Below are 12,000 nucleotides of genomic sequence, written 5' to 3' on the forward strand. Positions count from 1 at the left end.
ATTACCACCTAATTATCGTACTACCCCAAGTAAAGCCGCTTCCAAAAGCAGCTAAAACAATTATATCATTGTCTTTTACCAATCCTTTTTCCCAGGCTTCTGTGAGTGCAATTATTATTGACGCTGCTGTTGTGTTCCCGTATTGCATAATATTATTATAGACCTGGTCATCGGAAAGTTTGAATTTCTGCTGTACAAACTGAGAAATTCTTAAGTTAGCCTGATGTGGAATTAATAAATTAATATCTGTAGTTTGAAGATTGTTTGCTTTTAATCCTTCCATAATCACTTCGCTAAATCTCACAACTGCATTTTTAAAAACAAAAGTACCATTCATGTAAGGAAAATAACTAATATCTTCTCCTTTGGAATCTATAATTTCAGGGACCCAGTGTTTGATACTTGGAGAAATTACTGTTAGTTCTTCGGCATGTTTCCCTTCGCTGTGTAAGTGAGATGATAAAATTCCTTTACCCTTCTCTTCAGATCTTGATAATACGCAAGCCCCGGCACCATCTCCGAAAATAACAGACACACCTCTTCCGCGCGTTGTTTTGTCAAGGCCATTTGAGTGGTATTCTGAACCGATCACAAGAATATTTTTATACATTCCTGTTTTGATAAATTGATCAGCAGTAGCTAAACTGTAAATAAATCCCGAACATTGATTTCTAACATCTATTGCGCCTACAGTTGGCATGTCCAGCATATCCTGAATTTGAACCCCGCAACCAGGGAAATAATAATCAGGACTTAGTGTGGCAAAAACTATAAAATCAATATCGTCTTTTGTTAATCCAGCTCTCTCTATTGCGATTTTGGCAGCTTTAGCACCCATTGTTGCACTAGTTTCATCACTGCCTTCAGCAATCCACCGTCTTTCTTTGATTCCAGTGCGTTCCTGAATCCATTCATCGCTGGTATCCATGATTTTTGTCAAATCATGGTTTGTTACTTTGTTATCGGGCACAAAAAAGCCTAATCCTGTTATCTTTGAGTTATACATACTTCTTTGGGTTTAGCTGTAAAAATTTGTTTTCAATAGAAGTCTATTGATAAATCAAAGATAGCAAAATATTGAGTGATTGTTAAACACCCTGATTAGTGATACAAAAAAGGATTTTCATACGAAAATCCTTTTTAAATTATTGTTTTGTAGAAATAATGCTATTATGTGAGCTAAATTCATTCGGCGCAAGACCATCGGCTTCTGGCTCATTAGCCCAAATTTCACCGTCAATTAGATATCTGAATTGAAATTCCTTACCGGCCTCAAGTTCAATTACCTGTGAGAAATCTCCTGATTTTAGTTTGTTCATCCCTTTCGTAGAGGTTTTCCATTTGTTAAAATCACCTAAGATTTGAACTTTATCTGCTTTCTTTGCTTCTTCTGAAGTTAATTTGAAAGAAACTTTGCAAACGGGTTTTGATTTTAGAAATTGTTTTTTGATAGACATAATTGAATTGTTTTGTGTTTGATATTCAGGGCAAAAGTACGAACAAAGCGGCATTTCTGTATATTTTAACATCAATAAAATAAGTGCGACCGAAATTTTTATCAAAACAATTTTTTTATCAATTAGAAATAGTGAAATCGTTAAATATTGAATTGGTTTATTTTAAATGTCGAAAGGATTTTAAATTTTCATTTTCTGACAACTTGACAGAACTGTTTTTTTTGGTACTCATTTTGCAATAGGCACCCCGAACCATTATAAAATTAAGATTATGTCAAAAGGAAAAATAAATGTTTCGGTGGAAAATATATTTCCCCTAATCAAGAAGTTCTTGTATTCTGATCACGAGATTTTCTTGCGTGAATTGATTTCTAATGCTACAGATGCTACTTTAAAACTAAAGCATCTAGCATCTGTGGGTGAATTTAAAGGAAATACCGACGATGTTAAAATAGAGGTAAAAATAGATAAGGAAGGAAAGAAAATTCATATCATTGATCAGGGGATTGGAATGAGTGAGGAGGAAGTTAAAAAATACATCAACGATGTCGCTTTTTCTGGTGCAGAAGAATTCCTTGATAAGTATAAGGATGAGAAAAATCAAACTGGTATTATCGGTCATTTTGGCTTAGGTTTTTACTCTGCTTTTATGGTAGCCGATAAAGTTGAACTTATTACTAAATCTTTTAGAGAAGAGGATGAGGCGGTAAAATGGACCTGTGATGGTTCTCCAGAATTCACATTAGAACCCGTTGAAAAGAAAGAGAGAGGTACAGAAATAATTCTTCATATCGCTGATGATTCTCTAGAGTTCTTAGAAAAAGCCAGAATTGGGGATTTGTTGCATAAATACAATAAATTTATGCCTGTACCGATTAAATTCGGCACAAGAGAGGAAGAGCTTCCGTTACCTGAAGGTGCAGACAAAGATGCTAAACCTGAAAAGATTACTGTTGATAATATAATTAATAATACGACGCCAGCTTGGACAAAGCAACCTAGCGAGTTAAAAGAAAAAGACTATCAGGATTTTTACAGAGAGTTGTATCCAATGCAATTTGAGGATCCCTTATTTAATATTCATTTAAATGTGGATTATCCTTTTAACTTAACCGGGATTTTGTTTTTCCCTAAATTAACTCAGAATATTGATATTCAAAAAGACAAGATTCAATTGTATCAAAATCAGGTATATGTAACGGATAATGTGGAAGGAATTGTGCCTGACTTCTTGCAAATGTTAAGAGGAGTGATAGATTCACCTGATATTCCATTGAATGTTTCACGGAGTTACTTGCAAGCCGATGGAGCTGTAAAGAAGATTTCTTCTTATATCACTAAAAAAGTTGGTGAAAAATTATCATCACTATTTAAAAATAATAGAGAAGAATTCGAAAAGAAGTGGAACGATATTAAAATTGTTATCGAATACGGAATGCTTTCTGAGGAGAAATTCTTCGATAAGGCTAAGTCTTTTGCCCTTTATCCAACGGTAGATGGCAAGTATTTTACGTTTGATGAGCTGCAGGAAAAATTAAAACCTGCACAAACAGATAAGGATGGGAATTTAGTTTTACTTTATGCAAGCGATGCAGATGAACAACACAGTTTTATTGAAGAGGCTCAGGCCAAAGGTTATGAAGTTCTGTTGATGGATTCTCCGATTGTAGCGCATTTAATGCAAAAATTAGAAGGAGAAAATGAAAAGGTAAAATTTAGTCGCGTAGATGCGGATTCTATTGATAAGCTGATTCAGAAGGAAGAAAATCAAATTTCTAAATTAACTGAGGATGAGCAGAATAAGTTAAAAGAAATTATTGAAGGAATTGTGCCGAAAGAAAAATATTCTGTTCAATTAGAGGCGCTTGATTCAAAATCGAATCCTTTTATAATTACACAACCTGAGTTTCTGAGAAGAATGAAAGATATGCAGAAAACCGGTGGAGGTGGTTTTATGGGAATGAGTAATTTCCCTGAAATGTTTAATCTTGTTGTTAATACCAATAATGATTTGATGAAGAAGATTTTAAGTGCAAAATCTAAACGAACCGAATATGTAAATCAGGCTTTGGATCTTGCGAAACTTTCACAAAACTTGCTTCAGGGTAAGGACCTTACACAGTTTATTAAAAGAAGCTTTGAATTGATGAGCTAAACAAAAAAAACTTTATTACTAGAGGTTTTAAATAAAAAAGGTCAAGATTAATCTTGACCTTTTTACTTTCTAATTTGTTTGATGTATAATGTAATTTGGTTACTCTATCGGGAAATCAAAATAAGTATCTGGAAATGGTTCATCTGCCAATGTGAAATGCCACCATTCATTGTCGTATCCTTTAAAACCTTGTGCCTCCATTCTTCTTCTCAATAAAAGTCTTAAGGCCCTTTGATTTTTTGTGATATATTGATATTCAATATGAGATTTTTCATCAAAAAGATCGTATGAACTACCCATATTTAATTCTTTACCTGTTGTTAATGAAACAATTGTGCAATCTATGGTGCTTCCTCTACTATGACCCGATTTCGAAGCGATGTATCCTTTAGGAATTAGATCACTTTTGTTTACATTTGGATAATAAGCAGATTTCATGACTGTATCAGATTCGTCATCGGCCCATTCAACTAATTCATCTACAGCAGACTGAGGTCGATATGCGTCATAAATTTTTAACCCGAAGCCAAGTCTTTCAAGCCCTTCTTGGACTTTTAATAGTGCATCGGCCGCCTCTTTTGAAAGGATACATCTGGGTTGGTTGTAACCTGCAATGGGTTTGCCTACAAAATTATTTGATCCAAAATAGCGCAAATCAATCTTGATATTGGGCATTAAATCTTCCACATAAACAAAATCTTTATGTAATGGAGGAGGTCCAAAACTCTTCACTTCCGTTTTAGTCGTAAAACTCATAAAGATAAGTAAGACTAATAATTTAAAAAACTTCCTAATTTTCATATAGCATTGTTAAAGTAAACTTAATAACGCAGTTTTTTCTTAAATATTTTATTCTTAATAGGTCGTTTTAATAAAAAATCAATAAACTTATAAATAGTTCATCTTTAGGATGAAAGAGAAGATCAACTCATCTAAATTTATAATATCATTGTTTATTGATTAAAAGCAATCATAAAAAAAGAGAAAATATGGACGAATTATCAAAAACTTCACGGACAATAATCCTTGGTCTGGAGGCAATTCAATTAATCGATTAAAGAAGGGAAAAAATAAAACTAACTTTATCCGTATATTTCGTTAAGAATATTAGCTAATCGGATACCCGATAAATAAAGTTGCATTTGAACTTCATGAAAGTGATCATAACTATAATTATAACCTAGTTTATCCCCAATTTGAATGTCTTTATATAGTGTGGCAGTAAATAAATGGGTGGAGTCCGCCCATTCGGCTGCAGTGCCTAAAACAAGGGTTTTATCATAAATTTTTCCATCTAAAATATTTGTAGACAATTCTGTATAACTCATGTTGAAAGATTCTATCATATCACTATCCCAAACGCGATGTAAATTACTTCCATTATTAAACCAACGAACTTGAAAATCATTTCCACCTTTGTCGCTTTCAAGACCAATATGTAAAGGTTGATGTAGGTCTCCAATTAAATGAATCAAAAATTTAAGATACATGATCTGTTCATCAATACTAGTTTTAGGGTTTTTTAATTTTGCTATAGAGGTTTCAATGGCTACAATGATGTCTCCATTTTTACTTTTTTGTGATTGAGCATAATTCTGGTCAAAAGGATAATTAACGTAATGCCAAGGTTTGTATTGATCATATTTGCGGTCTGACTTTATCTCATCCATATAATTCGAGACATAGGCTAAACTTTTTCCATTTAGCAGTTTTCGTACTTTTTTTTCAGCTTTTTTATTTAGATGTTTTTGTGCAATTTCGCCCACTGTTCTATGTCCGGTTGGCCCCCAATCTCCATTTTTGCCAAGAACAACAGTGGTGAGAATAAAGAAGATCACTAAAAATGTGAAAATTGATCTTTGCATTTGTGAGAAATTTTGATCAAAAATAATAAAAAAAGGGAGCCTTTCGACTCCCTCTTCACTCAAGTACTAAAAATTAATGCTCATTCATTCGGAAATCAGGATATGCACTCATTCCGTGTTCATGTAAATCTAAACCTTCAATTTCTTCTTTTTCAGAAACTCTTAGGCCTATTGTTTTTTTGATGGTGAAAAGAATGATAAATGAAGTAACCAGGCAAAATGCTCCTACAGCAGCCACACCGATTAATTGATCCAAAAATTGACCCACTCCTGCTTTATCACCAAAAATTCCTACCGCTAAAGTTCCCCAAATGCCACAGACCAAGTGCACTGCAATCGCTCCAACCGGATCATCAAGTTTAAGTTTATCTAGCAGGATTACTCCTAATACAATAATTACACCTGCTATTAGCCCAATTATTAATGAGTCAGTTACACTCATCAGATCCGCTCCTGCTGTGATACCTACTAATCCGGCTAAAATACCGTTTAAAACCATTGTGATATCATAAGATTTGAAAATTGCATATGATGTAAAGAATGCTCCAACCGCACCTGCGGCAGCGGCGATACAAGTTGTGACTAATACGAGTGACACTAGTCCGGGATCTGCACTAAGAACTGATCCTCCGTTAAAGCCAAACCATCCGAACCATAAAAGGAAAACACCAATTAAGACAAGTGGAATATTATGACCTTCTATGGCTTTTGTATCTCCATTGTATTTGCCAATTCTAGGGCCTAATAATATAACAGCGACAAGGGCTGCCCAGCCTCCAACGGAGTGTACTAGTGTTGAGCCGGCAAAGTCGTAAAATCCAAGTTCGTCTAAAAATCCACCGCCCCATTTCCACATCCCAACGATTGGGTAAACTAAGCCTACATAGATTACAGAAAAGATTAAAAATGCGTTTAATTTGATACGTTCAGCCACAGCTCCCGAAACTATAGTTGCGGCAGTAGCAGCGAACATAGCTTGGAACAAAAAGTCTGTATAATAGGTGTAACCGGGATTATAATCTGCGGTAAGCCCGTTTTCGGGAAGACTTAAGCCAAATCCGGCAAATCCGAAAAACCCTCCGGCAAAATCTTCACCAGGGTACATTAGATTGAATCCAATAAATGTATAGGTCAGTAAGCCAATAGACAAAACCATGACATTTTTGAATAGGATATTAATAGTATTTTTTGATCTCGTAAGACCTGCTTCTAATGTTGCAAAGCCTAAATGCATGGCGAAGACCAAAAAAATTGATACCATCATCCAGACATTATTTATTGTAAATATATTTTCCATGTTTTTTGTTATTTTAAAGTTGCTCCTCCTTTTTCTCCTGTTCTAATTCTGTATGTTTCCTTAACATCTGAGACAAATATTTTTCCATCTCCTACTTCACCTGTATAGGCTACTTTTAAAATGGTGTCAATAGTAACTTCTTCAAAGTCATCATTCACAACAATAGAGATGTATCTCCTTTGGATATCGGATGTACTATATGCGATACCGCGGTAAACGTGTCCTTGCTTTTCATTTCCTACACCGGTTACATCCCAATAGGTAAAGAATGTGATTCCTTTTGCATGTAAGGCATTTTTCACTTCCGAATATTTTGACTTTCGGATAATTGCATCAATTTTTTTCATAAGAGTTTTGTATTAAAATTTATAAATAGCCGCTACTAAAAATGAACTTAAAGAGCTGGTTGGATCTAGATCTCTATCTAAAAATGTGTCTTCACTTGTAGAATCTAATCTAAATTCTGGTTTAATGATCAAGTCGCCAACAGTATAACTTCCTGTAAGTGTAAAAGCGAATACAGATCCATCTCCATCTTCGTCGTAACCTCCAATAGCTCCTACGCCTCCATCAGATTCAGCAAAATATTCACCTCTTAGACCGATTGCAAAATTGTCTGTTGCTTGAAGTTGAGGGTACAAAGCAACACCATAAAAACTTCCAAAATCATCATCGTAATAAGTGCTGTTTAAACCTAAAAAGAAATTGTCTGTTAGATCGAAACCTGTGGTTAAGTCAATTTGAAACTGTGGTCCAAACAAGAAATTTAAATAAGTTCCGTCATAGCCCAATTGAGCTCCAAAAGTGTAGTTATTTGTTGGATTGTACTCTGTCCAATCATTGTCATTCATGAATGCCACCATGGCAGACCATTTATCAGAAATAGCATAATCAGCTTTTATACCTGTATGAGAAAAGGGTCCGTAAGAGAACATGTATGAAGTGCTGTAATTGAAATTGGGTACTGGAGAGATGACCTCATAACCCAAAAAAGTGTTGAAATTACCAAAAGTAAAAGTCAACTTGTCGCTAACATTCCAATAAACATATAACTGATTTACGATGTTCGCACTTGGTTCAGATAAAAATACGGCATCTGCTCCCCGAGGGCCAAAGACTAGATCTGCAACTGCCCCTACTTTTTCTCCTTCATAAGAAATGATCGTATTTACCATTCCTAATGCAAATCCGTTTAGGTTGGCAAATGAAGTATTGGGGGATTGAGAATTTTCTCCTCCGTTGGGTGCATTCAGGTTCTGTCTGAAATAGGCATCTACACTTCCCGAAAAAGAAAAATTCTTCTTAATTTTTTCCATTGTACTTACCTCTGTAGAATCTACTTCTTGGGCACTAATCAGTGTAGTACTTAATACGGTGAGAATGAATAATAATTTTTTCATAAAGATTAAATATTTGTTAGTAATTGTTTAAAATGTCGTGGTAAAAGTAAAATAAATCATATAACCCCCAAAAAAAATAGGGGTACGAGTGTAATTATTATTATTTTAAAAAAAACAACCCATTAAAAATGAAGGGTGAATAAAAAATGAAAGTAAAAAAAATCAAATTACTAGTTGTATTTTCTTGTAATTTGATTTTTTATAAAAAATAGAAGTCGTAATTAACCTTAAAATGATCTTTTATGCATATTGAAATGTTCTCTTGTATAAAGTCGAACTTATTTAATTATTTATTATGCACATTCGAAAGTATCATTATATTTGTTTTTAGCACATCTTTGAGCTAGCGAAATATTAAATTCTAAATTAAATGAAAGAATATAAAATAATTAAACAGATCGGTACAGCAGTAAAGTCGCAACAGGATTTCGAAGATCTTATTAATAGTTATGCAAAAATGAGATGGGAGGTAGTGAATTGTTTTACGCATCGGGGGATTATCAAAGCACTCTTGGTAAGGGAAATAGAAGATAAATAAGAGGTAGCCGCAATTAAGCGGCTATTTTTTTTGTTTCTTTTTAATTAAAATGATATATTTATAATATCAAAATAATATAAATAGACTTATTATGGAAGACGAAAAAATTATAAAAGTTCAGAATGGTTATATGTTTTTAGCTATAACTATTTTTGCTATTGCTATTGGTGTTTTTGGCATAACTCGAGGAATGATGCTCTCAGCCCTGCTATTTGTTTTTGGATTTTTTATGTTGCCTGGGTTCTTTTTGGTAAATCCTAATACCTCCAAAGTCTTACTTTTATTTGGTAAATATATAGGTACTGTAAAAGAGAATGGTTTCTTTTGGGCAAATCCTTTTTATACCAAAAAGAACATCTCTTTAAGAGCGAGCAATTTTGATAGTGAAAGAGTTAAGGTAAATGATAAATTAGGTAATCCCATTATGATTAGTACGATTTTGGTATGGCGTGTGAAAAACACATACAAAGCAGCTTTTGAAGTAGATAATTATGAAAATTTCGTAAGAGTTCAGTCTGATGCTGCAGTTAGGAAATTAGCAAGTCTATACCCTTATGATAATTTTGAGGATGATGGGGCAGAGGAGGAAATTACTTTAAGGGCAAGTGTAAATGAGGTAAGCGAAGCTTTGGAGAAAGAATTGTCAGAACGATTAGATATGGCAGGAATTGAGGTGTTAGAAGCTAGAATAGGTTATTTGGCTTATGCGCAAGAAATTGCTAATGCTATGCTAAAAAGGCAACAAGCGACTGCTATCATCGCTGCTCGTCATAAAATTGTGGAAGGTGCTGTGAGCATGGTAGAAATGGCCTTGGACGAATTGAGTAAAAAGCAAATTGTAGAACTGGATGAAGAGCGAAAAGCAGCGATGGTGAGTAATTTAATGGTGATTTTGTGTTCTGATAAAGATGCTACACCTATTGTGAATGCAGGTACATTAAATCATTAAGATAAGCTGTAATACAGACAAAATGAAGAAAAAGGCTTTTGCTTTGCGGATTGATGAAAATGTTCTAAATGCAATCGAGAAATGGGCTTCTGATGAGTTTAGATCTACCAATGGTCAAATTGAGTGGATGTTGTCCAAAGTTTTGAAAGATGCGAACCGTTTTCCGAATAAAAAAAAGGCGGATTAATTTCCGCCTTTTTTACTCTTTGGATGAACCAATTTCATTTCTTTCATTAATCGCTGGTTTCCCGCATACTTATCTATGATAAATAAAATATAGCGAACATCAACCATAATATTTCTACAAATAGAAGGATCGTAAAAATAGTCACTCATTGTTCCTTCCCACACCCGATCAAAGTTTAATCCAATTAGATTTCCCTGGGCATCTAAAGCCGGACTTCCTGAATTTCCTCCTGTCGTATGATTTGTGCCAATGAAATTAATGGGTAACTTGCCATTTTCAGCATAGGAACCGTAGTTTTTAGACTCATAAAGTGACATCAGTTTTTCTGGTAGATCAAATTCATAATCTCCTGGCACATATTTTTCCATCACTCCTTCTAAATAGGTTACAGGTTCGTAATAAACAGCATCTTTGGGCTGATAACCTTTCACTTGTCCATAGGTTACCCTAAGTGTACTATTTGCATCAGGAAAAAAACGTTCCTTAGGAAAGGTTTCCATCAAACCTTTCATATAATCTTTTTGCAAATCATTTATTTTTAGTTGAATGGCTTGATACTGAGGTTGAATGTTTTGATAGTATTCAATACAAAGTTTCTTACCAAAAGCATAGGCCACATCATTATTTAATTTTTTTAAAACTTCATCGAAATTTCCTGTTAGCAATTCAGTTGCTTTATTTTGATCTAACAGATTTGATTGACTATAAATTTGCGTTGTAAGTTCTTCAATACTGTTAGTATTTAATTCGTCTATTACATATTTTTTAGGGCTTTTCGATACATAAATTTCCATTATTTTTTTAAAAACCTCCTGATCAACTTGGGCGCTGTAGTTTTTGTAAAAACCCTTTAAACTATTCAGAAGTTTCTCTCTCTCCATTTCAAATAATTCGGGATTCTTTGTTACTTTTTCTTCAAATTGATAAAGTTGGGTTGTTTGCCTTAACAATTCTATATTTCTATTTACAACCTCGCCCCAATAAGCTTGCGCAAGAGCAATTTCTTCTAACTCGGTATAGTAATTGTTAAATGTCGGTATGATCTCTGAATACGACCTGTTATTGGCTACTTTTTTTTGAAATTCACTTTCTAGTTTCTGCTTTTTGGCTACGGCATCGGTTTTTGTAAGACCTTGGGTTTCGCCAATCCATTTTTTCCAATAATTTGCTGTACTAGCATATTTAGCAGCGTATTGAATTTTAATTTTATTATCGGCACGCATATATTTGTCGATAATTTTTAGGGCATTATCTCTGATTTCTATTTTTGCAGGATTGATCGTTTTTACAAGTTGATCAATAGCAAAGGAGGGTAAATACTCATCTGTGCTTCCTGGAAATCCAAAAACCATAGTAAAATCACCTTCCTCAACTCCGTCTAATGAAATAGGTAAGAAGTGTAAAGGAACATAAGGTTGATTTTCTTGACTATATTCTGCCGGACGATTGTTTTTATCTGCATAAATACGGAAAAGCGAAAAATCTCCTGTATGTCTGGGCCACATCCAATTATCTGTATCAGAACCAAATTTGCCGATGGATGAGGGTGGAGCCCCCACCATCCTAATATCTTTGAATTTTTCTGTTATAAAAAGCATGTACTGATTGCCTTTATACATGGGTTTGACCATAGCTTCTTGCCACTCTTCTTTATTCGCATCAGCTAGAATCTGGTTGATATTTTGATCAATTTGAGATTGTTTTTCTGATGGATTCATATCATTACTCACGCCATGTAAGGCAGCACTGCTAACATCTTCAATGCTTTTAATAAATGTTACATACATTCCTGGGTTTGGTAATTCATCGGATAATTTTTCAGCCCAAAATCCATCAGTTAGAAAATCTTTTTCTACCGTAGAATGTGATTGAATTGCCCCATAACCACAATGGTGATTGGTGAGAATAAGTCCTTGGGGTGAAATTATTTCACCTGTACAGCCTCCATTAAAATGAATAACTGCATCTTTTAAACTGGCATTGTTCACATCATAAATATCTTTCGCAGAAAGTTTACCGCCTAATTGATTTATTTCTTTTTCATTCATTCCTTCGAGTAAGGAAGGAATCCACATACCACCTTGCTGTGCAAAAATCAAAGAGGTTAGAAGCATAAAGAGTAAAGTAATTTTTTTCATTTTTAACTATCTAT

General features: G+C 34.1%; 12 protein-coding genes. 4 read left to right on the forward strand and 8 right to left on the reverse strand.

What is annotated here, in order from left to right:
• Position 1 precedes the first annotated feature (1 nt).
• Positions 2-1,006, reverse strand: a complete 1,005-nt coding sequence (locus ACFQ39_RS09510) for a 3-oxoacyl-ACP synthase III family protein (protein ID WP_377178422.1) — start codon at positions 1,004-1,006, stop codon at positions 2-4.
• 139 nt (positions 1,007-1,145) lie between these two features.
• On the reverse strand, positions 1,146-1,457 hold the full coding sequence (locus ACFQ39_RS09515) for an isoamylase early set domain-containing protein (RefSeq protein ID WP_377178424.1): 312 nt from the start codon (positions 1,455-1,457) through the stop codon (positions 1,146-1,148).
• Positions 1,458-1,728: 271 nt separating this feature from the next.
• Here ACFQ39_RS09515 and htpG point away from each other — a divergent pair, with 271 nt between their 5' ends.
• Entirely contained in the window at positions 1,729-3,612 is a 1,884-nt protein-coding gene (htpG, locus tag ACFQ39_RS09520) for a molecular chaperone HtpG (RefSeq protein ID WP_377178426.1), read from the forward strand.
• Between the two features lie 99 nt (positions 3,613-3,711).
• Here htpG and ACFQ39_RS09525 read toward each other — a convergent pair whose 3' ends face one another.
• The 5 genes from ACFQ39_RS09525 to ACFQ39_RS09545 all read right to left on the reverse strand — a co-directional run bounded on the left by ACFQ39_RS09525 (position 3,712) and on the right by ACFQ39_RS09545 (position 8,174).
• Entirely contained in the window at positions 3,712-4,413 is a 702-nt protein-coding gene (locus tag ACFQ39_RS09525) for a M15 family metallopeptidase (protein ID WP_377178428.1), read from the reverse strand.
• 281 nt (positions 4,414-4,694) lie between these two features.
• Complete coding sequence (locus tag ACFQ39_RS09530) at positions 4,695-5,477, reverse strand: S1/P1 nuclease (protein ID WP_377178430.1); 783 nt, start codon at positions 5,475-5,477, stop codon at positions 4,695-4,697.
• 73 nt (positions 5,478-5,550) lie between these two features.
• Entirely contained in the window at positions 5,551-6,741 is a 1,191-nt protein-coding gene (locus tag ACFQ39_RS09535; RefSeq protein WP_377178432.1) for an ammonium transporter, read from the reverse strand.
• 41 nt (positions 6,742-6,782) lie between these two features.
• A complete protein-coding gene (locus tag ACFQ39_RS09540; RefSeq protein ID WP_377178434.1) occupies positions 6,783-7,121 on the reverse strand; it encodes a P-II family nitrogen regulator in 339 nt (112 codons plus the stop codon).
• Positions 7,122-7,133: 12 nt separating this feature from the next.
• Entirely contained in the window at positions 7,134-8,174 is a 1,041-nt protein-coding gene (locus ACFQ39_RS09545) for a porin (protein WP_377178435.1), read from the reverse strand.
• 370 nt (positions 8,175-8,544) lie between these two features.
• Between ACFQ39_RS09545 and ACFQ39_RS09550 the strand changes: the two genes are divergently transcribed.
• The 3 genes from ACFQ39_RS09550 (at position 8,545) to ACFQ39_RS09560 (ending at position 9,848) form a co-directional block, all read left to right on the forward strand.
• Positions 8,545-8,712, forward strand: a complete 168-nt coding sequence (locus ACFQ39_RS09550) for a hypothetical protein (protein WP_377178437.1) — start codon at positions 8,545-8,547, stop codon at positions 8,710-8,712.
• Between the two features lie 91 nt (positions 8,713-8,803).
• Positions 8,804-9,661, forward strand: coding sequence for an SPFH domain-containing protein (locus ACFQ39_RS09555; protein ID WP_377178439.1), 858 nt, complete (start codon positions 8,804-8,806; stop codon positions 9,659-9,661).
• 22 nt (positions 9,662-9,683) lie between these two features.
• Positions 9,684-9,848: an Arc family DNA binding domain-containing protein gene (locus tag ACFQ39_RS09560; RefSeq protein WP_377178441.1), complete on the forward strand. Its 165-nt coding sequence runs from the start codon at positions 9,684-9,686 to the stop codon at positions 9,846-9,848.
• Here the strand turns inward: ACFQ39_RS09560 and ACFQ39_RS09565 are convergent.
• A complete protein-coding gene (locus ACFQ39_RS09565; RefSeq protein WP_377178443.1) occupies positions 9,845-11,986 on the reverse strand; it encodes a S46 family peptidase in 2,142 nt (713 codons plus the stop codon). The two genes, ACFQ39_RS09560 and ACFQ39_RS09565, sit on opposite strands and share 4 nt — an antisense overlap.
• Positions 11,987-12,000: the final 14 nt, after the last annotated feature.

This window comes from Namhaeicola litoreus, assembly GCF_042679565.1.
Lineage (GTDB): Bacteria > Bacteroidota > Bacteroidia > Flavobacteriales > Flavobacteriaceae > Namhaeicola > Namhaeicola litoreus.

What these genes read in the sequence shown, in the direction of transcription:
- ACFQ39_RS09510 (WP_377178422.1), bottom strand. Translation starts at nt 1,006, where the DNA reads ATGTATAACTCAAAGATAACAGGATTAGGCTTTTTTGTGCCCGATAAC.
- ACFQ39_RS09515 (WP_377178424.1), bottom strand. Translation starts at nt 1,457, where the DNA reads ATGTCTATCAAAAAACAATTTCTAAAATCAAAACCCGTTTGCAAAGTT.
- htpG (WP_377178426.1), top strand. Translation starts at nt 1,729, where the DNA reads ATGTCAAAAGGAAAAATAAATGTTTCGGTGGAAAATATATTTCCCCTA.
- ACFQ39_RS09525 (WP_377178428.1), bottom strand. Translation starts at nt 4,413, where the DNA reads ATGAAAATTAGGAAGTTTTTTAAATTATTAGTCTTACTTATCTTTATG.
- ACFQ39_RS09530 (WP_377178430.1), bottom strand. Translation starts at nt 5,477, where the DNA reads ATGCAAAGATCAATTTTCACATTTTTAGTGATCTTCTTTATTCTCACC.
- ACFQ39_RS09535 (WP_377178432.1), bottom strand. Translation starts at nt 6,741, where the DNA reads ATGATGGTATCAATTTTTTTGGTCTTCGCCATGCATTTAGGCTTTGCA.
- ACFQ39_RS09540 (WP_377178434.1), bottom strand. Translation starts at nt 7,121, where the DNA reads ATGAAAAAAATTGATGCAATTATCCGAAAGTCAAAATATTCGGAAGTG.
- ACFQ39_RS09545 (WP_377178435.1), bottom strand. Translation starts at nt 8,174, where the DNA reads ATGAAAAAATTATTATTCATTCTCACCGTATTAAGTACTACACTGATT.
- ACFQ39_RS09550 (WP_377178437.1), top strand. Translation starts at nt 8,545, where the DNA reads ATGAAAGAATATAAAATAATTAAACAGATCGGTACAGCAGTAAAGTCG.
- ACFQ39_RS09555 (WP_377178439.1), top strand. Translation starts at nt 8,804, where the DNA reads ATGGAAGACGAAAAAATTATAAAAGTTCAGAATGGTTATATGTTTTTA.
- ACFQ39_RS09560 (WP_377178441.1), top strand. Translation starts at nt 9,684, where the DNA reads ATGAAGAAAAAGGCTTTTGCTTTGCGGATTGATGAAAATGTTCTAAAT.
- ACFQ39_RS09565 (WP_377178443.1), bottom strand. Translation starts at nt 11,986, where the DNA reads ATGAAAAAAATTACTTTACTCTTTATGCTTCTAACCTCTTTGATTTTT.